The following is a 24,272-nucleotide window of genomic DNA, read 5'->3' on the forward strand; positions in this document are numbered from 1 at the left end:
GATGGGTAAAACATTGTTTGATAAGCTTTGGGAACGCCATGTGGTAACTGGAAATGACGGGGAGCCTCAGCTGTTGTATGTGGATCTGCATTTGATTCATGAAGTAACATCTCCTCAGGCGTTTGAAGGCTTGAGAGAAGCTGGACGCAAAGTGCGTCGTCCGGAAAAAACATTTGGTACGATGGATCATAATGTACCGACGAAGGATATTTTTAATATTACTGATCTGGTTGCTAAAAAACAGATTGAAGCATTGAAGAAAAATTGTGAGGAATTTGGCGTTACACTTTGTGATAATGGGAGTGATCGTCAGGGAATCGTTCATATGGTCGGACCGGAAACAGGCTTGACTCAGCCGGGTAAAATTATTGTCTGCGGAGATTCTCATACAGCGACGCACGGAGCATTTGGTGCACTGGCCTTTGGGATTGGAACCAGTGAAGTGGAGCATGTGTTTGCTACACAATCAATCTGGCAAAGAAAACCGAAAAGCATGGGTGTAAAAATCAGCGGGAAGCTGGAAAAAGGTGTGTATGCAAAAGATATTATTCTGGCACTGATCGCAAAATACGGTGTGGACTTTGGTGTCGGTCATGCTGTAGAATTTTACGGAGATACAATTGAAAGTCTAACCATGGAAGAGCGCATGACAATCTGCAACATGGCAATCGAAGGCGGAGCAAAAATGGGCATGATGGCGCCGGATGAAAAGACATATGAATATGTTCATGGAAGAGAATACGCGCCAAAGGATATGGGATCGGCAATTGCTGACTGGAAAACACTGCCAAGCGATCCGGATGCGGTTTATGATGCCGATCTAGAGCTGAACGCAGGCGAGCTGGTTCCTTTTGTCACGTGGGGAACCAATCCTGAAATGGGGATTCCGGTAACCGGTACTTTCCCTGAAATCAAAGACATGAACGATGAACGTGCCTACAACTATATGGATTTACAGCCGGGACAACGCCCATCTGATATTGAAGTGGGCTACGTCTTTATTGGGTCATGTACCAACGGCCGCCTGTCAGACCTTGAAGAAGCGGCAAATGTTGTTCGCGGGAAGAAAATAAAAGACGGTATAACAGCTATCGTCGTTCCAGGCTCAAGACCGGTACGGAAAGCAGCAGAAAAAATCGGACTAGATAAAGTCTTTAAAGAGGCTGGATTTGAATGGCGGGAGCCGGGCTGCTCCATGTGTCTGGGTATGAATCCTGACCAGGTACCGGCAGGCGTTCACTGTGCGTCAACGTCCAACCGAAACTTTGAAGGACGTCAGGGGAAGGGCGCAAGAACGCATCTTTGCAGTCCGGCAATGGCCGCTGCCGCTGCCCTAAACGGTACATTTATTGATATCAGAGAGGAGCTGGGTGCATAATGAAGGCATTTACACAGCATACAGGAACAACCGTACCATTGATGAATGACAATATTGATACCGATCAGATCATTCCAAAATCATTTCTGAAACGAATTGAAAAAACAGGCTTCGGCGAATTCCTGTTTGATGAATGGCGCTATCTGCCTGACCGTACGCCAAATCCTGACTTTATCCTGAATGAGCCTCAATACGAGGGAGCAGAGTTCCTGATCTCCGGAGACAACTTCGGTTCAGGCTCATCTAGAGAACATGCGGCGTGGGCACTGGCAGACTACGGCTTCCGGGCAATCATTGCCGGCAGCTTCAGTGATATCTTCTACATGAACGCAACAAAGAACGGTCTGCTGCCGATCGTACTGCCGCTGGAAGCACGCCAAAAGCTGGCGGCGCTGCCGGCAGACGCCAGCATCACCGTTGACCTGCCCAACCAACAGGTCATTGCCAATGACGAAGCCTACAGCTTTGACATTGACAGCACATGGAAACACAAACTGGTCAACGGACTGGACGACATAGCCATTACCTTGGGACATGAAAAAGAGATAGAAGAGTATGAGAAGGGGATAGTGGGGTATTGGGGGTAAGGAAATAAAGTAATATGGAATTAATTCATGAGTTTATATTTTTCTAATCGAAGAAGATATAAACTCATTTTTTATGTTGATATGTAGCATAAATTCGAAAATTAATATTTATAGAGTTTTATTAACTATTTATGGATCTTTTACTGATCAAAAACTGACTTTTTAGTGCTAAATTAAAATTGATTCTAAAATAGACTTTGTAAGATATTTTTTTTATGATAAGATTAGTTTGGTTATTTTTACTTATTGAAAAAGGGAGTGCTTGTCATGTCATTGAATAAAAAAGAACAAATTAAATTAATTGAATCATTAACACCAGACGAAAAGGGTATTGAGCTTGTAGTTGATTATTTAGGAGCAAAAGTTTTTCCAGTTGCTCCTATTGGTAAAGAAAAGTTTGATGGCTTTTTTGAAATAAATCGTCCTAGAGATATTGATGGACTCTTTGCCTATATTATTTTTGATGTGACACTAACTATAAAAACAGCAGCTAACAGATTTAAGACCTTGTTTGATCGTTTTTCCAATATAAAGAAAATGTCTGGGAATAATTCTATTGGTCAATTGGATTTTTTAATTATTGTTGGAGAAAAGCGGTTACTAATTTTTGATATTAACGAGTATTCAAGTAGATTAGATTTAAGCTTGGAAAAACTAAATAGGAAAACAGATAAATACAATTTAAAATTGGAATCCATACGCTTTTCTAACGTTGCAGACAAATATACAGAAGACTTTTTTACAGATACTACTTTAGAAGAATTTTCAAAATCATTGTTTAGATTTCCTATTAGTGATGACAAAGCATTCGAGATTCGTACAAAAAAACTTAGACAAGAATTAATGGTGTATATTACTAAACATACAAAAGCTCAAAATATTCTTGTAGAGAAAGTCATTCATGATGATATAGATGAATTAGATTATACTAATCGGTTTCATAAAGAAATAATTTCAGCTGTGACAGATACTTTAGTTTTAAGACAAATTTTAGTACGAATTTTAGAAGGTCGATACGGTTACACTGAAAAAGAGGCTCACAATGCTATAAAAAATTTGGGATTAGGAAGTAGTTTAGATAATTCAATTTCTAAAAAGAAGAATATTGATTTAGATAGTGAAAAAGAGTTACAGAATATGAAGAAACCTATTGATTCTATTGCTGAACAGATGGAATTATTTGAATCTGTAGAAATTCAAGAGGTTGAACCAGATTCTGACGAAAGCATAAACCAATTACGAGAAGATTTTATTAATAGCTATTCAGTTGTTTATGGAGGAGATTTATATGTTGGAGATGTTGCAGAAGCTGCAACTCAAATTGAGTTGTTATTAACTCCCAATGAGTGGTCTAAGATGTGGCATTGGACATCAAATGATAATTTTGATTTTGATTTAGCCGATGTCTCTCCTTCAACAATTGGTGAACAGTATGAACAGACTATGGGAAATGAGCTGAAAGAAAAAGATGGCTATCTTTATTATGATAAGGACAAAAGAGATCAAAAGATGAAAGGGGCATTTTATACTCAAGAAAAAATAACTGAGTATATTTTAGAAGAATCACTAGGAAGGAAATTACGGGAAGTATTAGCTGAGTTAGAACAAGCTCCCAAGAGTAAAAAGGAATTAATTATTGATAAATTTCTTTCGTTGAAAGTTGCTGATATTACTAGTGGAGGAGGTAGTTTCCTTGCTGGAGCAGTCAAACGTATAGGTAATTGTTATAACGATATATTAATAGCGGTTAATGATGAAAGACTAATAAAAAAATATTCAGAATTAGATAGTAAACAGAGTTTACAAAAGTATGCTGTCAATAGTATGGTTTACGGAATTGATATCGATTTGAAAGCTTTAATAGTTTCAAGTTTCGCACTTGGTTTAGAAACAATGTACGAGAACTCCGAACAGTTGCCCCAGTTACTAGGAAAAACTTTATTACACACTAATTCACTTGTAAGTGCTATTGATTATGAGAATAGGACTACATTTTTTAAGATTTATAATAGTCAAATTATTGAATTAAGGCAATTGAGACTTTTAATGTTAAAAAATGAAGTAGATTTTGAAGTCTATAATGAAAAAAGACAGGAATTACAAAATATTTTTTTGGAACAAATGTTGCTTAAAAATAAAAAACTAAATAAAAAAATATTGGAAGATAAACTTGTAGAAGTTTTAGAAATAAATCTTACTGAGGTCTTCTTTGATGAAGAAGGGCATTTGACAGAAGGATTTGACGTAATATTTGGGAATCCACCGTATATTTCATTGCAGAAATTTGAAAATAAAGAGAAGGATTTATATAAATTTTTAGGTGGGTTTGAAACGTACGAAGCAAGGGGAGATATATATACTTTATTCTATGAAAGAAGCATAAAGTTACTAAAAACATCTGGATATCTTGGATTTGTAACTTCTAATAAATGGATGCGAGCAGCATATGGGAAATCAATTAGAAATTACCTTTTAGAAAAAACTAATCCAATTCTACTTGTTGATTTGGGAGATAATATGTTTAATGCAACTGTTGATACTAATATACTGATAGTTGAAAAATCAGAAAATCAAAATATTTTAAAAGTAACTGATCTTTCTAGAGCTTCTAAAGATCCAAAGAAACGTATAGAAAATATGAGCGATTATATTAAGCAGAATTCTCAAAAGACTAGTTTTACTTTAGGAAACAATTGGACCATACTATCTTCTGTAGAAAAATCTATAAAAGAAAAAATTGAGCAAAATGGAATTCCTTTAAGAGAGTGGAAAATTAATATTAATAGAGGAATTCTAACGGGTTTAAATCAAGCTTTTATTATTGATAAAACTACTCGACAAAAATTAATTACTCAGGATCCAAAATCTGACCAATTAATTCATCCAATTTTACGTGGTAGAGATATAAAAAAATATGGTTATACTTTTGCCGAACAGTATGTTATTTATATACCTTGGCATTTCCCACTAGAAAACGAGAAAAGTATTCGTGGAGCATCATTATTAGCTGAAGAAGAGTTCAAAAAAAATTTCCCTAGTATTTATAATCATCTATTTCAATATAAGGAGCTATTGTCAAATAGAAATAAATCAGAAGTAAATAAAAGATACGAATGGTATGCTTTGCAAAGATATGGATCAAATTATATGGACGATTTTTTTAAGCAAAAAATTGTATTCTCAAGAATACCTGGAGATTCTCCTTGTTTCGCTATGGATAAGCAAAAAATGATACTGAATGATACTGGTTATATAATAACTGGAGAAAATTTAGAGTACCTTTTGGCACAATTAACTTCGGATCTCATTTGGTTCGCATTTAAACGCTTTTACATGGGAGGTGGGATCGATAAAGAGTTCAAATTAAATAACTTACTTGACTTACCAGTACCAAAGCCAGGGAAAATGATCGAGTTGACAGTATCTGAACAAGAATTTATTAAATCTCAATATAGCCGATAATTTTTCTTTGATCTTCTTTAATTCCATATATATCAAAAATCATGTTATCAACTTCCACCTCTAATTGATTGTGATCATAGATATTATCTTTTTTAAAGTTTTGAATTTTCGTAATTTTTTCGTAAAAAATCTGATTAACTTCCTTTGTAACCTTTTTCACCGGGATCATTTCGAAAAAAATTTTACTTAATTCTCGTGTTCCTCCTTGGAGCTCTGGAAAATTACTAGAAAAAGCAAATTTAAATAATGAAGAATTAAAGAAAGCAGTTAGATAGGCAATATTTTCTCCAGTAATTATAAAACATTTTTGGTTTGTAACATAACCATTTTCATCAAAAACAAATGGGAGATACTTTGTCATATTTGGATAGATCAATTTCTGCTTAAAAAAATCGTCCATATATGCTAAGCTTCTAAGATTATAGTGAGTCACTCCCTTATCTGTTCTTTTAGAAAGTTGATCATCAAATTTACTTAAATATGACTTTATTGCTGGATAATCATCAATACAAATTGGTTTAATTAGATTGTTTTCTTTTGTTGTGTAACCATTGTGAACGTTTATTAAAAAAAGATTTTGAAATTCAATTATATATCGCTTAATATCTTTGCCGCGAATTATCGGTTGAATAATTTTGTGTGTTTCTCTAAGTTCAGTTTTGGTTACACAATTATCTAAAATGTTTTTTCGTGTTTCATCTGAAATTATAAATGCTTCATTTAGTCCGGTTTTTATTCCGTAGTTTATTGAAATATCCCATTCTTTTAAAGGAGTGCCTACTTCTTCAACTTTATCTTTAATTGATTCTTCTATTTCGGAAAGAATTGTCCAAGTTTTTCCCAATTGGTAAATAATATTTATAGAATTCTGCTTAATATAATCGCTCGTTAATTTTAATCAATGGAGGAGTAAAAAATAAATGATTTATGGATATATTCGGGTAAGCACTGATAAACAGACGGTTGAAAATCAGAGGTTTGAAATAAAAGAATTTAGTAAAAAAAAAGATATTATCATTGAAAAATGGATTGAAGAAACCGTTAGTGCAAAAAAAAAATTAGAAGAGCGAAAATTTGGAAAGTTGTTAGTTAAATTACAAAGAAATGATGTTATTATTGTTAGTGAACTATCTCGACTTGGTAGGAATTTACTTCAAGTGATGAGTATTTTAAACGAATGTATGGAACGTCAAATATCTGTTTTTACAGTTAAAGAAGGATATGAGCTAGGCAATAATATTAATTCAAAAGTTTTAGCATTTGCTTTCGGTTTATCCGCAGAGATAGAGAGAAATCTAATATCTCAAAGAACAAAGGAAGCTTTAGCGAGAAAAAAATCTGAGGGAATAATACTTGGTAGGCCTAAGGGAACTTCAAATATAAAAAGTTTAAAGTTATACTCGAAAAAGAAAAAAGTCATCTCATTGTTGGAAGAAGGGAAGTCATATTCTGAAATTGCTAGAAGATTACGAGTAAATAGAATGACAGTAACTAAATTTGTTAAAAGGCTAAAAGAGGAAGGGGAGTGGTTGTAATAGAGCCAAAATATAATCGATTAAAAACTACAAATAGAATAGATAATGATGTTCTAACAATGAAAGACGCCATTAGCTCTATGCTAATTGATATGAATACTGGAGCGGTCGATATTGCAAGCGCCTTTTTTAGATTAAGTGGACTTAGTGAAATAAAAGAAGCTCTCCATTATTTTATGGAGACTTCTACAGAATATCCAGCAATGCGTTGGCTATTTAGTAATCATCTTGAAGAAGAAGTATGTTCTCTTTTTGAAGATGAATTATTTTATCCTGATAATGAATTTTTTTGTGATGTAGTTAATTGGATAAAAGAAGGTAGAATTCAAGTTAGAGTATTTGTTGGGGAAGAATTCATAAATACTAATAACTTGAAAAAAATTGAATTTTTACATGGGAAAGCGTACCTCTTTTCAGAAACTAGAAAAAGTACATCAGGTCATGTACTAATAGGCTCGTCTAATTTTACTCAAGGTGGTTTAGTAAAAAATAGAGAATTAAATATTTATTCAAATGATACATGGAGGGTAATCACTGACTGGTTTTCTGAAATTTGGGAAAATTATTCAATAGAATATAGCAGAGAATTAATTAATGAATTAGAAACTGAAAAGAAACAAGGGATAATAAACTGGACTGAATATGAAAAAACAAAAAAATATACTCCTGTAGGTTATGTGTACTATCAACTTGCAAAATTCTATGGGGAAAAAAAAGATTTAACTTTAGAACAGCGAATTCGAACTATAGAAAATAGTTTACCCTATCCTTTGAGAAAAGATGGAAGTAAATTTTTTATTCATCAAAGACAAGGAATTGAAAAAGTATACGAAAAATTACTTAAACAAGATACTGTTGTTTTAGCGGATGGAGTAGGATTAGGAAAAACTCTGGAAACTGCAACAGTTATAAAACTTTTTCTTGAGGATTTTTCTCAAAGTAATGACAAACGAAAAATATTAATATTAGCAAATAGTCGACTTGAAGAACAATGGCATTTTGAATTAAGAAATGTAAAAGTTAATAGAAGTGATTATGATATTATTACACGGCAAAGTTTTGCATTAAAAACAGATGAAGATCTAGATTTTTATGCAGAGTATTATGGCTTAATTATTATTGATGAAGCGCATGAGGGATTTCTTAAGATAAAGAATAGGGCTTATCAAAGAATGCAGGAGTTGATAATTAAATCTCGTAATAATAAATCAAGAGAGTTAAGAGGTCTTTTGATGACCGCAACTCCTTGGAATAATTCTAGAGAGGATGTCATTCGTTTAGGTACATTGTTCTTAAATAGTGAAAAGATTGACTTAGGTCGACAATATAGAAGCTATGTGATAAATAATAATCTTTCCTCAATGTATGAAACTAAAAGACGACAAGATATTAATCAAGTAGCATATGAACAGTTTTGGAACGATATTTTTATTCAACGAACACGTTTTAGTTTATCTAATGAAAACCATCTTTCTGATAAATATCCTAAACGTGTATTTCCCTTAGAGCAAAATGGAGATGAGCCCTATCGTATAGGGTATAGTCCAGAGGTTTCTTTAGCTTTAAATAATATTTTAGAGAAATTAATTAGACTAAAATTACCTTATCAAGATACAATCATCCAATATTTTTCTGATTCAGAGAGTAATTTATTAATAAGGCAAAGACAGCAATTGCTACGCAGAGCTGATTCTAGCAATGTAGCTTTTAAAAGAAGTTTAGAAAACATTGATAAGAGACTAAAAATGTTTAATCAAGAAATAGAAGAATTACAAACAGAAAATTTAAGCACAGTTAAACAGTATTTTAAGTCATTAATAGATAAAAGGTTTAAAGAAGTTGAAGATACATTTGAATTAGATTTAGACTTTTCTGAAGATGAAGAGTGGTTGAACGATATTGGTCAAGCTAAGCTAAATCGTCTTAAATTAATTGATCAAGCTTTGACAGAAAGTAATCTTACTAATTACTTAAATAGAATAATTACGGATATCAAAAAAGACCGAGCTCAACTTAAAAGTATTTTAGAAAATTGGAGAAAAATTTCTGATGATGATAGAAAGAAAAAAGCAATTTGTGAGGAAATTAGTAAAGAGTTAGAACATGGTAATAAGGTTTTATTATTTACTGAGTTCGTAGATACTGCGCGTGATTATTATAACAGTTTAATGGCTAATCCCCAATTTAGTTCCCATGGAGTAGGTTTTGTTTCAGGAAAGAATTCCAGTGCAAATAATGAAGTAGTGGATAAAGAAGATGTGTTAGGAAGATTTTCTCCTAGTTCAAAAAAATATAAACATGAATTACTTCCAGGGAAGGAAATCAATATTTTAATTGGTACAGATGCTATAAGTACAGGACAAAATTTGCAAGATGCAACTGTAGTTATGACGATTGAGTTACCTTATAATCCTATGCGTTTAGAGCAACGAATCGGTCGTATTGATCGACCGAAAGAATTATTAAATGGCGAAATTTCTATTTATGCGTTTCCTTCAGATGAAATTATTAATGCGGAAATTGCATTGCTTTCAAGATATCAATTAAAGGCTGAGAGTGCTTCGTATGATACAAATAGCGACATAAACTTACCTTTTATGAAAGACATAAAAGAAAATGGATTAAGAATTGCGTTGGAGAGAAATGAAGTAAGAGAAAATACATTTGATTTTTTGAGTAAACCAATGGAAGTTAGTGAACAAGAAGCTAAATACAGACTTTATAATTATTATGAAGAGAATGTGGATTATGAGCAAAAATATTTAGATGGAATAGAATTGTTTCCTAAATATGCTTTCACTAAAATTAATAATATGGATATATATTTAGTTTGTGGTGAACTAAAAGACATAAATGGGAAAATAGTAGAGATGATTGATAGGCCCAAACTTTTTACTTCTCATTGTAATGAGATTCCGTTAGTAGAAGCTGAAGCTAGTTTATTTTCTGGATTATCAAATTATTGTTATAGTGTAAGTGAGTTTAAAGAAGAGTTAGCTCAACAAGCAGTAGCTGATATAAATAAAGATCTGTTTCCAATCTCAGAGTATATTATTAATGAATTTAATAAAAATAATGCTGAAAAAATTAATGCAGAAGATAATAATTCTCAGCTTGTTCGAGAATTAGCAAACGAGTTAAACTCAAAAAAAAGAGAGTATATTTTAAATTTTAAAAATTCTGAAGTAAATCCTAAAATTTTTTCAAATATAGTTAATGCTTTACCTAATCGGGGGTTTAATAATAAGCAAAAAGATTTTATAAGGAACCTAAGAGGAGAAGATGGTAAATTAAATTTAAAATTGGTTCGAGACAAAATTTGGAATGAACTTACTACATTTATGTATATATTTGAAGAAGAATTTCATGAGGAAAATAAAGATAACTCAATTAGTACAAGGAATAATGCAGATATAGAAAAGAGTACAATGGAGTTCTTGGGTGTTCTAAAAAATATCTAAAAGTAAAAAGATTTTGTGCGTGTAGGATGGTAAAATTTATTTAGTTAGGATCGGTAATATATATGAAAAAGGAAATCCATGTAGTTGGAGCTGTTATTGAGAAGGATGGCTTGATTTTATGTGCACAGCGTGGAGCAGATAAATCCCTAGGTGGTTTATGGGAGTTTCCTGGTGGAAAGATAGAACCAGAGGAGACGCCTCAGCAAGCACTTGAGCGTGAAATTCAGGAAGAGCTTCTTTGTGAGATATTGATTAAGAATAAGATTGTTACCACTCGTCATGAATATGATTTTGGGATTGTTGAGCTCACGACTTTCTTTTGTGAACTTCTTAAGGGGGAACCGAAGTTAACAGAGCATAAAAGTATTAAATGGTTGACGATTTCTCAATTAGAAACTTTAGAGTGGGCACCAGCCGATATTCCAACAATAGATGAATTAGTTAAGGGAGTTTAGTTATGGATTATTCTTTGTTAGAGCATTTTCAAACTTCTTTAGAACACAGTTTTATTGATCGAAGTAGAGACTATAATGATTTATATAAAGCAAAGCTATTGATGAATCAAGAATCTGAACAAAGCTTTGTTTTAAATGAAATAATAGACGAACTGAGCACCTGCAAGGAATTTTTCTTTGCGGTTGCTTTTGTTACTGAAAATGGGATTCAGCCTTTAAAAACAGTTTTGTCTGACTTAGCGAATAAGGGAATTTGTGGACGAATGATTACATCAAATTATCTTTATTTTAATTCGCCAAAATCATTTAAGGAGCTAACGAAGCTAAAGAATATAGATATCAGAATTACAGACATGGAAGGATTTCATGCTAAGGGATATTATTTTGAACATGATACACATGAATCATTGATATTGGGTAGCTCAAATTTGACGATTAAAGCTTTGAAAGTGAACTGTGAATGGAACTTAAAGCTAAATTCTTTAGTTAACGGAGACCTAACTCGATCAGTAAAACATAGTTTTGAAGAAATGTGGGCAAATTCTATTGATTTAACTGAGACTTGGATCAAAAAATATGAAGACAGCTATAAGCCTATTGTAATTACTCGTAAAATTGATGGCTCTGAAAATCCGTTTTTGTCTGAGAAGGCTCTAGAGTTTGCTAGTGAAAGTGAAGACTATGCAGATTATCAAGTTGGAGAAATTACACCCAATGATATGCAAAAGCAAGCTTTACGAGAAATTCAAAAGGTTCGTAATGAAGGAAAACAAAAGGCTCTAGTTGTTTCAGCAACTGGTACTGGAAAAACATATCTATCTGCATTTGATGTTAAAAGCTTTGCTCCGAAAAGGCTATTATTTGTCGTCCATCGGGAACAGATTTTGACTAAAGCAATGTCTGATTACCAAAATGTGCTGAGTGAATCTGAAGAGAATTTTGGTATCTTATCTGGGAATAGAAAAATTCAGGATGAGAAATACGTGTTTGCAACCATTCAGACATTATCAAAAGATGAAACTTTACAGAATTTTGCTAAGGACACATTTGACTATATTTTAATTGATGAAGTCCATCGGGCAGGAGCTAATAGCTATCAGAAAATTATTGATTATTTTGAGCCAGAATTTTTCTTAGGTATGACTGCTACACCAGAGAGAACAGATGGTTTCAATATTTATGAATTATTTGACTACAATATTGCTTACGAGATTAGACTTCAAGAAGCACTAAAAGAAAAGATGCTTTGTCCGTTTTATTATTTTGGGATCACTGATTTACAGATTGATGGTTATTCTATAGATGATAAATCTGAATTTAGTCAACTAGTCAGTGAGGAGCGAACGAATTATATTTTTGAAAAGCTAGAATATTATGGTCATTGTGGAGACCAGGTAAAAGGGCTCATTTTTTGTAGTGGGAAAAATGAAGCCAGTGAGCTTGAACAAATTTTTAATGCAAACGGATTTCGAACAAAAGCACTTGTTGGTGATCACACTATTAATGAGCGCGAAGAAACGGTTAGGCAATTAGAAAATGGAATGTTAGATTATATCATTACGGTAGATATTTTTAATGAAGGTATTGATATTCCTTGTATAAATCAAGTAGTTATGCTGAGAAAAACACAATCAAGCATTATCTTTATTCAGCAGCTCGGTAGAGGTCTAAGAAAATTTGAGGATAAGGACTTTGTCACGATTATTGACTTCATTGGTAACTACGATAACAATTATTTAATACCAATTGCTTTAACTGGCGATAATTCGTTGAATAGAATTGATTTACGTAAAAAGACAATGGGGACCAAATATCTTTCTGGATTATCCACAATAAGCTTTGATGAAATATCAAAGAATCGTATTTTCCAGTCTATTGAAGAGTCAAATCTTAATACAGCTAAAAATTATAAAGAAGCTTATCAAAACTTGAAGAATAAAATTGGTAGACTCCCTAAATTAATTGATTTTATTGCGAATGATACAGTTGATCCTTTGTTTATAAGTAGCTATAAAGAGAATTATCCTGGTTTTTTAGTTTGGATGAAAGAAGATATTCCAGAACTATCTAAGTTAGAAAATCAAATTCTCACATTTCTTTCTAAGGAGTTAATTAATGGAAAACGAAACCATGAGCTTCTATTATTAAATACGCTAATAAATCAAAAAGCTATTTCGATTACTGAATATACTAGTTTACTCAAAAATTATAGTTATCCAATAGACGAAGACATATTAAATTCGGTTATGCGGATTCTTTCATTAGATTTTTTTGTTAGCAATGATCAGAAAAAATATGGAGATCAACCGCTTGTATTATTGGAAAATACTTATTACCGTTTATCTGAAAATTTTGTTGAAGCACTAAAAATGAACCAATGGTTTTACGATAATGTTAAAGATATTATCGAAACATCATTTGAAAGAAGTCATCGATATAAGTTGGAGAATGCTCTGACTTATAATGAAGTTTACACGAGACAGGATGTCTGCCGATTACTTAACTGGGAAAATGATGAAAAAGGAACCATGTATGGCTATCGAATAAAATATAATACGTGTCCAATTTTTATAAACTATCATAAAGATGATTCTATCGAAAATAGTGTGAAATATGAGGACGAGCTGATTAATCGTCATACGCTGTTATGGTATACAAAAGCAAATCGTACAAGAGAAAGTAAGGATGTAAAATTAATTGAGGACTATAAAGAATCAGGTTTAGCAATTCACGTTTTTGTTCAAAAAGAAGCAAAGCAATCTAGTGAATTTGTTTATTTAGGTAGAGGCTTTCCTAAGCTAGACACTGTTAAGCAACAGGTAGTAGAAGATAAAAATGGTAAAGATACCGATATTGTAAGTATTGAGATGAATCTTGAACAACCTGTTCCTATAGAAACCTATGATTTTATCAAACAAAAGTAATCTTTTTCTGAAGAAATTGCTTTAAGTATTAGTGTATTTGTGAAAAGAGTGAGCTAGAGATAATCGGATCGAAGAATTTCATCCTATCTCCGTTCGAATTTCGGTATATTAATAATAATCAAGGAGGAACAAGTTTATGATCAGACATATTGTCGCGTGGCATTTTAAGGACAATTTTACCGATGAGGAGAAGACAAGCCTTGGACAGAAGATAAAAGAAGAGCTGGAAGCATTGAAAAGTGTTATTCCAGGAATTGTTTCATTGGAGGTCATTACTGAGCTGTTGGATACAAGTACACATGATGTCGTTTTGTGCAGCTTGCATGAGGACGAGGAAGCGTTAAAAGCATATCAGACGCATCCGGAACATATTCGCGTAGGCGGTTTTATAAAATCGGTAACAGCGAATCGAGTTTGTGTTGATTTCAAACAAAAGAGTGTGGGACAATAATCAGATTTTTTTCTGACTATTGTCCCACACTCAAATAATAATAGTTATCTTTTTTATCTTGTAAGTTCTCTAGACCAATCTCATTACTGATAAGAAAATAACTATCGTAATCACAGTCAGCTGCCAGCCATTCAGTTTCTTTGTTAAAAAAACTTTCTTTCCATAAAGCATTGTATAGCTGATATTCAGCAAGAGAACGGACCACCAGCTAAAGAGTCCGACGCCTACCTTGTTATCCATTTGAGAAAACACAACAGTAAGAATCAGAAAAAGCAATCCAGCCAGCATTAGCCCGAGGCTTAGAACTTTCTTTTGAAATGGAACATATATTTGAGGTGCTGGAGCTTCATGTCGTTCTGTTTTATTAATAGGTGTCTCTACAGTTCTGGATGTAGGTTCATTTGCAAATGCTGTATGTTTCGTCCTATCTTTTATTAAATAAGAGGTGTTGCAATAATTGCAAACGAAGGAATCACCTTTTTTTGTCAGCTCATTGCTGCCGCAAGCCTCACAGTATAATTTATCCATATCCATACCAACTTTTCATATTATTTGTTTCTTGGATAGTATACCCTTGGGAAAGTAGGAGAAGCAACTCATTTTTTTGTATGATAAATGAATGATTGCAAATATGAGCATTTTTTGGAGCTATCAGATAAATGAATGGAGTAGAGCTAAACGCTGAAGCTGATCAAATGCAGAAAGTGTTTAGTGTTTGCCGTATTCAGTCATTTGTTGAGCTTCTTACCTGCAATCATTTGTCTGAGCTGTTCATTTTCTTGTTTGATATGCTGCTTGTAATCAGCATGAAAAATTTGAAAAAGCTGAGCGCAGGCGTGGTACTCCTGGATAATTTTTCGTTTATTTACTGGACTGCTTTGGTCGGAGAAAAACTGTTCGAGAACAGTTAAGGGTTCCTGCCAGGAAGTTAATCTTTCCATTGTTTCCTGCAGGGCAAGGAGATCATGATAGGGGATTGCTTTGATACAGTAGGGCTGATTTTTCATTTTGATTTTCCTTTCTTCTTTTTATATGATGAGATAGATTTTACGTTTTATTTTAGAAATTCGACAATTTTGTCAGATTCTGGCAGAAAAATGTATCATCGTGTAGAAATATTTTGAAAAGTTCGGTACAATAAAAGAGCTGATGCTTTGCATTGGCAAAGGGCAACTTGTTTAGATGGTTACAGCCATTTATTCAGGGCTTTGTTGTTCGGTTGGCGCCGGATGACGAAGTGCCCTTTTTTATTTTTCATAGTTCTGGATATTAAATCAACAGGATAGAAAAAAAGACAATAACAGGAATGTCCTGATACCGTCTTCAACAGTCTGCAAATAAACCTGATTCTGCTTTAGTATGGGAATAGGAGAGCCGTGAATTCTAAGGATGGGAGAATTCCAAGCATACTAAGGAAAATAAGAATTATTTGGACTATTGGCGACTTGCATGGACAGTTACAGCTGTTTCTACAAGGCTTCATTAATCCGGTTGGCGCCGAATCAAGAAGTGCCAATTTTCTATATTTAATTGTTATTAATTTCTATCCTGCATCTTTAGTATAGGTGAAAGAATCGGCGGTTGCAAGGCGAACAAAAATTAAATAACAACGGAGTTTCGGTCCTTTTATATTATAAAGAAAAAATAACAAAAGAAAATTTATTCATTAATAAGGCCTTCGATTTTCAACGGAAAAATTGAATGAGACAGGAGAAATTTCTATAAGCTCTCTTGGATTAGTGGGGGTTAAAAGCAGCTGCTTTTTCAGACATGCCCTGATTCTCTTTGTTGGTTTCATTTGTATTTTTTCAGATTCTTTATAATAATCATAGAAAGATATGTTTTATAGTGAAATACGTCACAAATAATAAGATAAAGATAAACTAAGAGTTGATACGGACTGTAGAGGGATCAATCTTTAAAAATAAAATGCTGTCTTTTTGTTTTTTAGTAAGAAAAAGTGATCATAAGAAAGACAATTTTGTTATACTGTGAGTAGATGGAATAAAAATGGAGGAACGTAAATGTCAGCTAATGAAAAAATTTCTGCAGCTAATTATTTGACTGTAGACAATGTGGACAGATATCGAAAGATTATGAGCTTTTTCTATCAACGACATTTGCAGATGAATGGTTTATTATATCGGCTGGATATTCTGAAAATGATGCAAAATGAGTATGATTTATCGTATTCGAGTCAGGAAATAGATCAGGATCTTCAAAATCTGGTTGATTGGGGAAACATCACGAAGAGACAGGAATTGATTCGACCGAAATCAATTGAGGAATATCGCAATAAGCACTTTCGTTACCAAATTTCAGAAACAGGAATTCTCTTTGAAGAGCTTTTGGTAAAGGTAAGTAAACTGAAAGAAAGTACGCGGGGAGAGCTGGATAAAAATCGATTTGTGCAGTTATTGGATGCTTTAACAGAATTGAAGAATATCTCTGAAGGAGACGGGTTGGAACTTGCCAGAACATGGGAGAAGGTTCGGGAAATCTTTATGAAAATTCAGAAAGATACGTCTGATTACATCGGTTACATTAACAGTAACGAGATTGACAGTCAGATAAAAACAGAAAGTTTTTTGCTGTATAAAGACCAGTTTATCAACTATCTCAGAGAATTTATTATTAAACTCCAGGAGCTGTACTACAAATTAAGACATTCAATTGAAGCGATAGCACCGGAACTTCAAGCGGATATCCGCTTAAGTCTTTATGAAAAAGAAAAACGGACCCCTCATCTTGAAGCGATCGATGCTGAAGAAATTGCTGAACGCTTTAATGGTGAATTATTTGCGCTAACTACCTGGTTTTCCGGAACAAAGGAGCGCGAAAGTGAATATAATTCTTTAATGCGTCAGACAGAGCAGATGATTGCCAAAATGACGGGACTGATCCATTATTTTGGTCAGGAGCTGAAGCAGTATCGCAGTAGAAAAAAAGATTATTTGCAGTTGGCAAACTGGTTCGCAGCAGCGGAAACGTTAGATGAGGGGCATCAAATGTTTGCGGCAATTTTTGGTTTAAGCCATACACGACATATTTTTGTGCCGGAACCAAGTGAAGCTACAGGCAGCAAGGATGACAGCTGGCAGCTTTCACCGGCTGAATTAGTTCTTGGAAAGCGTGGAAGAGGAGGCGGTGGTGAAAGAAAAGCACGGTCGTTTAAATTAAAAAATAAAGAGCAGGAAAAACAGCTTGAAAATTATTTGACTGTTGAAAAAAAGAAAGAAAAACGTGTAAGCAAATATTTTAAAAACGGAAAAATTATTTTCTCAGAACTAACTGATTTAGATAAAGACTCACGAAAAATTTTTTTAAAGTGGATTAGTCAGTCAATAGGGGATTCCCAGCACCTTGTTAATACAGAACTGGGCTTTCCGGTAAAAATAACAATTCATAATGACCGACGAATTAAGATATCCTCTGAAGATGGCGTCCTGGAAATGCCGGAAGTCATTATTGAAAAGGAGGGACAGTAATGGAGCCAGCAGAATACACCCGTGGATTACGTCTGCTTTTTGAAAATTTTTGGATCATTAAAAAAGATATGCCGGCAGAGTATATTTTTCTCAAGCGTCATCAAAAAGCACTTGAAAAGGAAATCTGGCAGCGGTTCGGATTATATCTTGTTGTTCGCCCTCAGTTTATCCAATTATTGAGACGGCCGCACACGCTGGCTTCATGGATGGGGCTTAGTGAATTTACTGATAAAATGGACTATGTTCTTTTTGCTTGTGCTATGGGATATATAGAAGAGCGTGAGCCGGGAACACCTTTTATGTTGAATGAATTGATACAGGAAATCGACCATTTGCTGCCGGAGAACTTATTCGTTGATTGGACTAACTATCAGCATCGGAAAAGCTTGGTTAGAGTATTAAAAAAGATATTGGATTTGAAAGTAATCGAAGATATTCAAGGAACTGCAGATGAGTTTGAAACAAATGTTGACAGCCGGGAAGTGTTGTATATTACGACATCTCAAAGTAGATACTTTTTAGGCAAATCACCAGCCTCTTATCGGGACTATGACACCTTCTCTGCTTTTTGGAAAGACGTTAATCAGTCAAAAGGAATCGAGAAAAATCAGGAGCTGTATCAACGCTTGATGATGGAGCCGGTTATTTTGCGAACGAAGGAAAATGAAGAGCTCTTTATTCGCTTAAGAAATTATAGAAAGTATTTTATGGATTTTGCCGATCAGCAAACTATTTTTCAATTTGAACTGACAAAGGATATGGCCTTGTTCACGACAGAGCAGCGGGATGGTATGGAAGAAGTATTTCCCAGTCGAAAAGTGATTGATGAGCTGCTGATTCAGTTGGCAACAATTTTTCAAAAAAAAGAAAAGCCTGTCGATGAGTATGGGCTGGTACGGCTATCTAGAGGAGAGTGGCTGGAGCTGGTCAAGGAGTCACGAAAAAAATACTTGAATTACTGGTCAAAGGAATTTGAAGAAATGTCTCTTGAGCTTCTTGCAGAAAAATTATTGGTACGGGCTGAAGAATGGCAGTATGTCATTGAACGAAATGATTCTGTAGTAATCACACCGCTCTTTTCAAGAATAGCAGCAGTAATGGAGGAGAATTGAAATGAATGAGGCAACGAATAAATGGCAAATGAATCGTGTGGGATTGTTGAATTTTTGGTATTATCAAAATCAGGTTTTTGACTTTGCTGGTGGGAAAATGCTTTTACGGGGAACCAATGGTTCAGGTAAATCATTAACGATGCAAAGCTTGTTGCCGGTGCTGCTGGATGGTGTAACAGCAGCTGCCCGTTTAGATTCGTTTGGGAGCCGGTCGCGAAGAATGGAGGATTACCTTTTAGGAGAAAAAGGTGTTTCAGATCGGGATGACGGTATTGGTTATTTGTACCTTGAATTGAAGCGAGCTGATCGGGAAGAGTATTTGACCTGCGGGATTGGGATGTCTGCCAAGCGGGGCGGGAAATTGACGAAATGGTTTTTTATACTGGAGGACAATTCTCGAATTGGCACGGATTTTTTTCTTCATACCGAAATTAGAAAAGAGGAGTGGCAGCCCTTATCCCGACGACGATTAATTCATGCGATTGAAGGTCGGGGCCGTGTGTTGGATCGGCAGGGAGAGTACAAGGAGTATATTAATGACCATGTATTTGGTTTTGAAACACTTGAGCAATTTGATGAGCTGATTGCTTTACTGATTAATTTACGCAGTCCCAAGCTGTCAAAGGAATTTCGCCCGACAGTTATTTATGAAATTTTAAAAAATTCCCTGCCTCAGCTGACAGAAGATGATTTGCTTCCGTTATCTCAGACAATTGAGAGTATTGATTCGAATCGAGAGCGTTTGGAAGAACTGGTTCGTGAACAAAAAGATTTGAGGAGCATTACCTTAAGCTATCAAAAATACCGTGATGAACTAGTGGGACAGATAAGCGGAAAATGGTTATCTCTTTCTTCAAATTATAACAAAGAAACGCAGATGCTGAAAAAAGACAGAACTGAACTGAAGGAAAAGCAAGCCCGTCAACAGGAAATTGGCACACTCATTCAGGAAAAACGAATATCTCTTGAGGTGGCACAAAGAACGATCCAGGAGTTGAGTCACCATGAAGGCTTTCAATTAGTAGAGCGAGGGCATGAGTTGGCAACAAAGATTGAACAACTTGAAATGGATCATTCACAGCTTCAGGAGCAACTGAAAAAGAAACGGCTGAGAGTAGATCAGCAGCAAAGAAAAGTTGCAGAATATCAGAGCAGGCGGGATCAGCTGGAACGAGAAACAGTTGCTTATTTAAGCAGCGGCGAACAATATACGGAACTGCTGAATATGGAACTGCTGCATCAAGAGATGACGAAAAAAATGACAGATGTATTTAGTCAAGCTGATTTCAGCTATTGGCAAAATGAAGTGAAAAAGAAGCGCGAGCACTTTGAAAAGGTACTTGAAACAATGAAGCATACGCAGTTATTAAAAGAACTTTATCAGGAGCGAGATAAAGAATTTGGCGCCTTGCAGCAGCTTATTGATGAACAGCATCGGGATATTCGGCAATGGCAGGATGTACAGGTGCGAGAAATTGAGCGATGGAAGGATTCATTTGATACATGGCGTAAGCAAATTCAGATGGAAATCACTGAAACCAAGTATGGAGAACTGTTATTTAATATTGATCAGTTGGCGGAAGCCCATTCAAAAGAGGAAATAGTCGTTCGCCCGTTATATGAGGAATATCAGCGGAATGTGAAAATTATCGGGCAACAACAGCTTCCTTTAGAGCATAAGCTGAATGAACTTGGAGAAGAAACAGCAGCTGCTGTTTCAGCAATAAAGAGATGGGAAAAAGAAGAAAAGCCATTGCCCGTCAGGTCGGAGGCTAGAAAAATAAATCGAGAAACGCTGAGAGAAAGCAATGCCGTTTGTCTTCCTTTTTTTGAAGCAGTCGATTTCAAAAAGAGTATTTCAGAGCCGCTGAAAAATAAATTAGAAGGGGCATTGGCTTCATCAGGGATTCTGGATTCTCTGATCTCAGCAGATGAATTGATTCTTTCTGATGATTTAAAGCTCACGCCCAATCCTCAATTTTTTCATGCCACATTAGCTGATCATATGGAAGTAATCTCAGATTTGCCAAAGGATATTGAACAATTGACAGCAGATATTTTGCAGACTATTTTAGTGGATGAGGATTTATCGGAAGGAACACCTCAGATATTCACAGATGGGTCCTTTCAAATGACAACCATCAAGGGAGCAGCTGATCCAAACTACCTGGCCTCATTTATTGGTGCTGCCAGCCGTGAACGATACCGACAAGAGCAAATCAAATTGCTTCAGGAGCAAATTGCTGCTGCTGAAGAAAAGAAAGAATTGATTAAAAATCAGCTTCTTCAATTGGAGCAGCAGCGATTGGCGGTTGAAACAGCTTATTTAGAGTATCCTAAAGGGGATGAAGTATATACAGCGTTTGATGAGAAACTTAAGGCTTTGACGAAGCTGGAAACTTATACACATGATGCTGAGTTAAAACAACAGCAGGTCGTTCAAGCGAAAAAAGATCTAAGTAAACAGCAGATTTTTGAACAGGAACTAACTTATGGAGATGGGATCAAGCCGACTCTTTCTGCCTATCAGGAGGCATTGAAATACATTGCTGATTATATGGACGATATTGGAGATGCCTATCGTAATTATCAGCAAAAATATGGTATTGAACAGTTTCTTTCTGAGACGCGTCAAAACCTTGCGGACAGCCAAGAGGATGAAAAACATTTGAATCAGGAGTTAATTGATTTATCTAATTCTCTCAGTAAATCAAATGAACTTTTGAAAGCAAACTTAGCACAGCAGAAAATTCAGAATGTCGAAGAATTGCAAAGAGAACTGGAAAAATATAAAAAAGATGAACGTGCACTTTCCAGAACCTTGGAACAGCTGAATCATGAAGACCGGCAGCTGATTGGACTGGTGTCTCAGCTTGCACAGGTTGTATCTGATAAAGAAGGCATAGTAGAAGGATTGAGGATTGAGGAACAAAAATGGTATTCTCTGTTGAAGGCAGAAGCAGGATACAAGAGTGAGGCGCCTGAATTTTTTAAGAAATATGCACAGGAAAAAGCAAGGAAGCTTGATATTGAACAGCTGCGTAAACAGGAGCAGGACTTTGATCGAAATTATACAATTGCAGGAGATCAGTTGAGAGAATACAATCCCAAAATTATTCAGGAACGCTCGATCCCTTTGAATACGGAAGAAGAACACAAGGAATTAGAGACGGACTGGCAAATGTATAACTTTCAAAAAAGACTTGTTTTTGAACTGGAGGAAGAAATACAAACACCCTTTGAACTGCAGGAAATTTTACTGGAGCAATCTGACAGGCTTCAACTTTATTTGAAAAAAGAAGATGAAGATCTATTTAAGCAAATTATTTTTGATTCAGTAGGGAAGGTGCTGCGAGGATTAATCGAAAATGCATTTAAATGGATTGAAAAAATGAACCGACTGTTATTGGACCAGAAAAATTCCTCTGGATTATCTTTGTCGATTCGCTGGAAAGAGCTTCAGGGAGATTCAGCAGAGGAACTGGATACAAGAGATTTGCTTCAGTTGTTGAGAAAGGATCCTGTAACCCTTTCAGAAGCGGATATAGCATCAATTGTTACCCATTTTCAAGCCAAAATAAGTCTGGCAAAGGATATGTTGGAGCTGGAGGAGGCAACGGATGATTCTTTATATAATGCAGTGAAAAATGTATTGGATTATCGTAATTGGTTTGATTTTGAATTAAAATATAAACGAGCCAATAAAGGGTTTCAGTGGCAGCCGTTAACGGATAACCGCTTCTTTATTTTTAGCGGAGGAGAAAAGGCTGTAGCGATGTATTTGCCTCTGTTTGCCTCAGTATATTCCCGCTACCAGGAAGCTTCAGAAAATGCACCCTATATCATTACCTTAGACGAAGCATTTGCTGGAATTGATGATTTGAATATTTCAGAGCTTTTTAAAGCCTGTGAGGAATTAGGTTTTAATTATGTAATGAATTCTCAGTCACTTTATGGAGAGTACAGCACAGTTTCTCAGTTAATGACGTATGAATTAGTCCGTCCGTTGAATGCCTCCGTCGTTTCTACTGTAAAATACTACTGGAATGGAAATAAAAAGGTTATGATACTGGAGGGAAATGAGTGGAGCAGCGTTTAAAAGAAGCGAAAGCTTATTTTGTAGATGAAGTCTTTCAATTGTTGGCTCAAAAGTTAGAGAAGAATTATTATCAACAAGGGACTTTTGGGAAAACTATTGGCAAAAAAGAATTTTCAACAGTGGATATGTCTCCGCTGATTCGTTTTTTGGGAATTCCTGATCATGAATGGATAAAGAAGAAACGTCTGTCTATTAAAACACTAGAGAACAGCCTGCTAAGCAGCCGCTTTCAGCTTTCAATAGTGGAGTTTGTTACATTGCTTTCTGGAAATGACCTGTTTACAAAAGAAGAGGAACAGGCTCAAAAGGAGTCTGCCTATTTAGAATTCTTAAAAGCGGTCAATCAAATTTCGCCTGTATTTAAAGAATATCTTGATGAGAAGCAATTAAAAAGCTGGCATCAAATGGTTCCCAAAAATAATTTGACAGCTTTTAAAAATGTTAGCCTGGCATTGAATAATATTCCAGCAGTCTTTACACGGTTGCCGGTATTTGCTTATAAAATGACTGGTGATCCACATGCGTTTGATGAGACGCAGCAATCAGGACGCCTGTTGTTACAGATGCTGGGGAAAATGTATCCGGAGGCAAGTTGCTTAGCTGAAAAGAGAGAGCTGTCAAAAACGGAACAATTCAATGAATTGTTAACAAAGGTTTTCCTGTTGCGAGATGATATTATGAACTTTGTTGCCGTCAACGGTTTAATAGGGAATGACAGGAAAGGTCAAAATATCATGTGGCTTGAGGCGGTTAAGAGGCACAGCTCGTGGAATGTTCCATTGAAGGAGCTATTGGAAATGCAGCAAATTTTTCCTGCATTTGGCAATTATGTTGTAGTAATTGAAAATTCAGGGGTTTATTCTATTTTGCTTGACCGTTTTCCCGAGCTGCCAATGATCTGTTCGAATGGTCAGTTCCGTTATTCCGTTTGGGTGCTGCTGCGTAAATTAATTGATAGTGGCGTCACTCTATATTATTCAGGGGATATGGATCCGGATGGCTTGTTGATGGCAGACAAGCTTCTTCAGATATTTCCTTCTCAAGTTCAGCTGCTGGCTATGAAAGAATCACTGTTTCATAAAGCAGCAGTAAAACGGTCGTATGATCCTAAAATAGTGAAGAAACTGCGACAATTGAAATCCTCTGAATTAATTCAGCTTAAACCGTTCATTGAATCAGGAAAAATTGCCTATCAGGAAGGGTATATTCAGGAATTGATCGAAGAAATTAACCATTTATACAAGGGAAGCTTTTAAGCACTTGTTTTGAAAAGAAATATAAAAAATATTATTAGGATAGAACCTGTCTGAAACCACTAGT

At 35.0% G+C, this 24,272-nt stretch carries 16 protein-coding genes; 14 read left to right on the forward strand and 2 right to left on the reverse strand.

The window, feature by feature from the left end; translation table 11 throughout:
- Position 1: 1 nt before the first annotated feature.
- The 3 genes from leuC (at position 2) to IW492_RS13445 (ending at position 5,427) form a co-directional block, all read left to right on the forward strand.
- Positions 2-1,378 carry a 3-isopropylmalate dehydratase large subunit gene (gene leuC, locus IW492_RS13435; RefSeq protein WP_202068155.1) on the forward strand — a complete coding sequence of 459 codons (1,377 nt, stop codon included), beginning with the start codon at positions 2-4 and terminating at the stop codon, positions 1,376-1,378.
- Entirely contained in the window at positions 1,378-1,965 is a 588-nt protein-coding gene (leuD, locus tag IW492_RS13440) for a 3-isopropylmalate dehydratase small subunit (RefSeq protein ID WP_202068156.1), read from the forward strand. The genes leuC and leuD overlap by 1 nt, the downstream gene beginning before the upstream one ends.
- A gap of 267 nt (positions 1,966-2,232) precedes the next feature.
- Entirely contained in the window at positions 2,233-5,427 is a 3,195-nt protein-coding gene (locus tag IW492_RS13445) for an Eco57I restriction-modification methylase domain-containing protein (protein WP_202068157.1), read from the forward strand.
- On the opposite strand, the gene IW492_RS13450 is transcribed toward IW492_RS13445, so the two are convergent.
- Positions 5,405-6,271, reverse strand: a complete 867-nt coding sequence (locus IW492_RS13450) for a TaqI-like C-terminal specificity domain-containing protein (protein ID WP_236671918.1) — start codon at positions 6,269-6,271, stop codon at positions 5,405-5,407. The genes IW492_RS13445 and IW492_RS13450 overlap by 23 nt on opposite strands.
- Positions 6,272-6,347: 76 nt before the next feature.
- On the opposite strand from IW492_RS13450, the gene IW492_RS13455 reads away from it, so the two are divergent.
- From IW492_RS13455 to IW492_RS13475, 5 genes are all read left to right on the forward strand, one after another.
- On the forward strand, positions 6,348-6,962 hold the full coding sequence (locus IW492_RS13455) for a master DNA invertase Mpi family serine-type recombinase (RefSeq protein WP_202068158.1): 615 nt from the start codon (positions 6,348-6,350) through the stop codon (positions 6,960-6,962).
- Positions 6,953-10,423, forward strand: coding sequence for a helicase-related protein (locus IW492_RS13460; RefSeq protein ID WP_202068159.1), 3,471 nt, complete (start codon positions 6,953-6,955; stop codon positions 10,421-10,423). Before IW492_RS13455 ends, IW492_RS13460 begins: the two co-directional genes overlap by 10 nt.
- A gap of 62 nt (positions 10,424-10,485) precedes the next feature.
- On the forward strand, positions 10,486-10,878 hold the full coding sequence (locus IW492_RS13465; protein WP_202068160.1) for a (deoxy)nucleoside triphosphate pyrophosphohydrolase: 393 nt from the start codon (positions 10,486-10,488) through the stop codon (positions 10,876-10,878).
- Between the two features lie 2 nt (positions 10,879-10,880).
- Positions 10,881-13,802: a DEAD/DEAH box helicase gene (locus tag IW492_RS13470; RefSeq protein WP_202068161.1), complete on the forward strand. Its 2,922-nt coding sequence runs from the start codon at positions 10,881-10,883 to the stop codon at positions 13,800-13,802.
- A gap of 136 nt (positions 13,803-13,938) precedes the next feature.
- Complete coding sequence (locus IW492_RS13475) at positions 13,939-14,253, forward strand: Dabb family protein (protein WP_202068162.1); 315 nt, start codon at positions 13,939-13,941, stop codon at positions 14,251-14,253.
- A gap of 69 nt (positions 14,254-14,322) precedes the next feature.
- Here the strand turns inward: IW492_RS13475 and IW492_RS13480 are convergent, their stop codons facing one another.
- Complete coding sequence (locus IW492_RS13480; RefSeq protein ID WP_202068163.1) at positions 14,323-14,781, reverse strand: hypothetical protein; 459 nt, start codon at positions 14,779-14,781, stop codon at positions 14,323-14,325.
- Between the two features lie 131 nt (positions 14,782-14,912).
- Between IW492_RS13480 and IW492_RS13485 the strand changes: the two genes are divergently transcribed.
- The 6 genes from IW492_RS13485 (at position 14,913) to IW492_RS13510 (ending at position 24,208) form a co-directional block, all read left to right on the forward strand.
- Positions 14,913-15,164: a hypothetical protein gene (locus IW492_RS13485; protein WP_202068164.1), complete on the forward strand. Its 252-nt coding sequence runs from the start codon at positions 14,913-14,915 to the stop codon at positions 15,162-15,164.
- 465 nt (positions 15,165-15,629) lie between these two features.
- Positions 15,630-15,818 carry a hypothetical protein gene (locus IW492_RS13490; protein WP_202068165.1) on the forward strand — a complete coding sequence of 63 codons (189 nt, stop codon included), beginning with the start codon at positions 15,630-15,632 and terminating at the stop codon, positions 15,816-15,818.
- A 459-nt stretch (positions 15,819-16,277) separates the two neighbouring features.
- Positions 16,278-17,741 (forward strand): TIGR02677 family protein, encoded by a 1,464-nt coding sequence (locus IW492_RS13495; RefSeq protein ID WP_202068166.1) that lies wholly within the window; start codon positions 16,278-16,280, stop codon positions 17,739-17,741.
- Entirely contained in the window at positions 17,741-18,853 is a 1,113-nt protein-coding gene (locus IW492_RS13500; RefSeq protein WP_202068167.1) for a TIGR02678 family protein, read from the forward strand. The genes IW492_RS13495 and IW492_RS13500 overlap by 1 nt, the downstream gene beginning before the upstream one ends.
- 1 nt (position 18,854) lies before the next feature.
- Complete coding sequence (locus tag IW492_RS13505) at positions 18,855-22,952, forward strand: TIGR02680 family protein (RefSeq protein ID WP_202068168.1); 4,098 nt, start codon at positions 18,855-18,857, stop codon at positions 22,950-22,952.
- Positions 22,937-24,208 carry a TIGR02679 domain-containing protein gene (locus tag IW492_RS13510; protein ID WP_202068169.1) on the forward strand — a complete coding sequence of 424 codons (1,272 nt, stop codon included), beginning with the start codon at positions 22,937-22,939 and terminating at the stop codon, positions 24,206-24,208. The genes IW492_RS13505 and IW492_RS13510 overlap by 16 nt, the downstream gene beginning before the upstream one ends.
- Positions 24,209-24,272 lie beyond the last annotated feature (64 nt).

It is taken from the genome of Enterococcus sp. BWB1-3 (genome assembly GCF_016745275.1).
GTDB lineage: Bacteria > Bacillota > Bacilli > Lactobacillales > Enterococcaceae > Enterococcus_L.

Excerpts from the sequence above, each read along its gene's own strand:
- IW492_RS13485 (WP_202068164.1), top strand. The coding sequence starts at position 14,913 with ATGAATGGAGTAGAGCTAAACGCTGAAGCTGATCAAATGCAGAAAGTG.
- IW492_RS13465 (WP_202068160.1), top strand. The coding sequence starts at position 10,486 with ATGAAAAAGGAAATCCATGTAGTTGGAGCTGTTATTGAGAAGGATGGC.
- IW492_RS13470 (WP_202068161.1), top strand. The coding sequence starts at position 10,881 with ATGGATTATTCTTTGTTAGAGCATTTTCAAACTTCTTTAGAACACAGT.
- IW492_RS13495 (WP_202068166.1), top strand. The coding sequence starts at position 16,278 with ATGTCAGCTAATGAAAAAATTTCTGCAGCTAATTATTTGACTGTAGAC.
- IW492_RS13505 (WP_202068168.1), top strand. The coding sequence starts at position 18,855 with ATGAATGAGGCAACGAATAAATGGCAAATGAATCGTGTGGGATTGTTG.
- IW492_RS13480 (WP_202068163.1), bottom strand. The coding sequence starts at position 14,781 with ATGGATAAATTATACTGTGAGGCTTGCGGCAGCAATGAGCTGACAAAA.
- leuD (WP_202068156.1), top strand. The coding sequence starts at position 1,378 with ATGAAGGCATTTACACAGCATACAGGAACAACCGTACCATTGATGAAT.
- IW492_RS13445 (WP_202068157.1), top strand. The coding sequence starts at position 2,233 with ATGTCATTGAATAAAAAAGAACAAATTAAATTAATTGAATCATTAACA.
- leuC (WP_202068155.1), top strand. The coding sequence starts at position 2 with ATGGGTAAAACATTGTTTGATAAGCTTTGGGAACGCCATGTGGTAACT.
- IW492_RS13455 (WP_202068158.1), top strand. The coding sequence starts at position 6,348 with ATGATTTATGGATATATTCGGGTAAGCACTGATAAACAGACGGTTGAA.
- IW492_RS13500 (WP_202068167.1), top strand. The coding sequence starts at position 17,741 with ATGGAGCCAGCAGAATACACCCGTGGATTACGTCTGCTTTTTGAAAAT.
- IW492_RS13475 (WP_202068162.1), top strand. The coding sequence starts at position 13,939 with ATGATCAGACATATTGTCGCGTGGCATTTTAAGGACAATTTTACCGAT.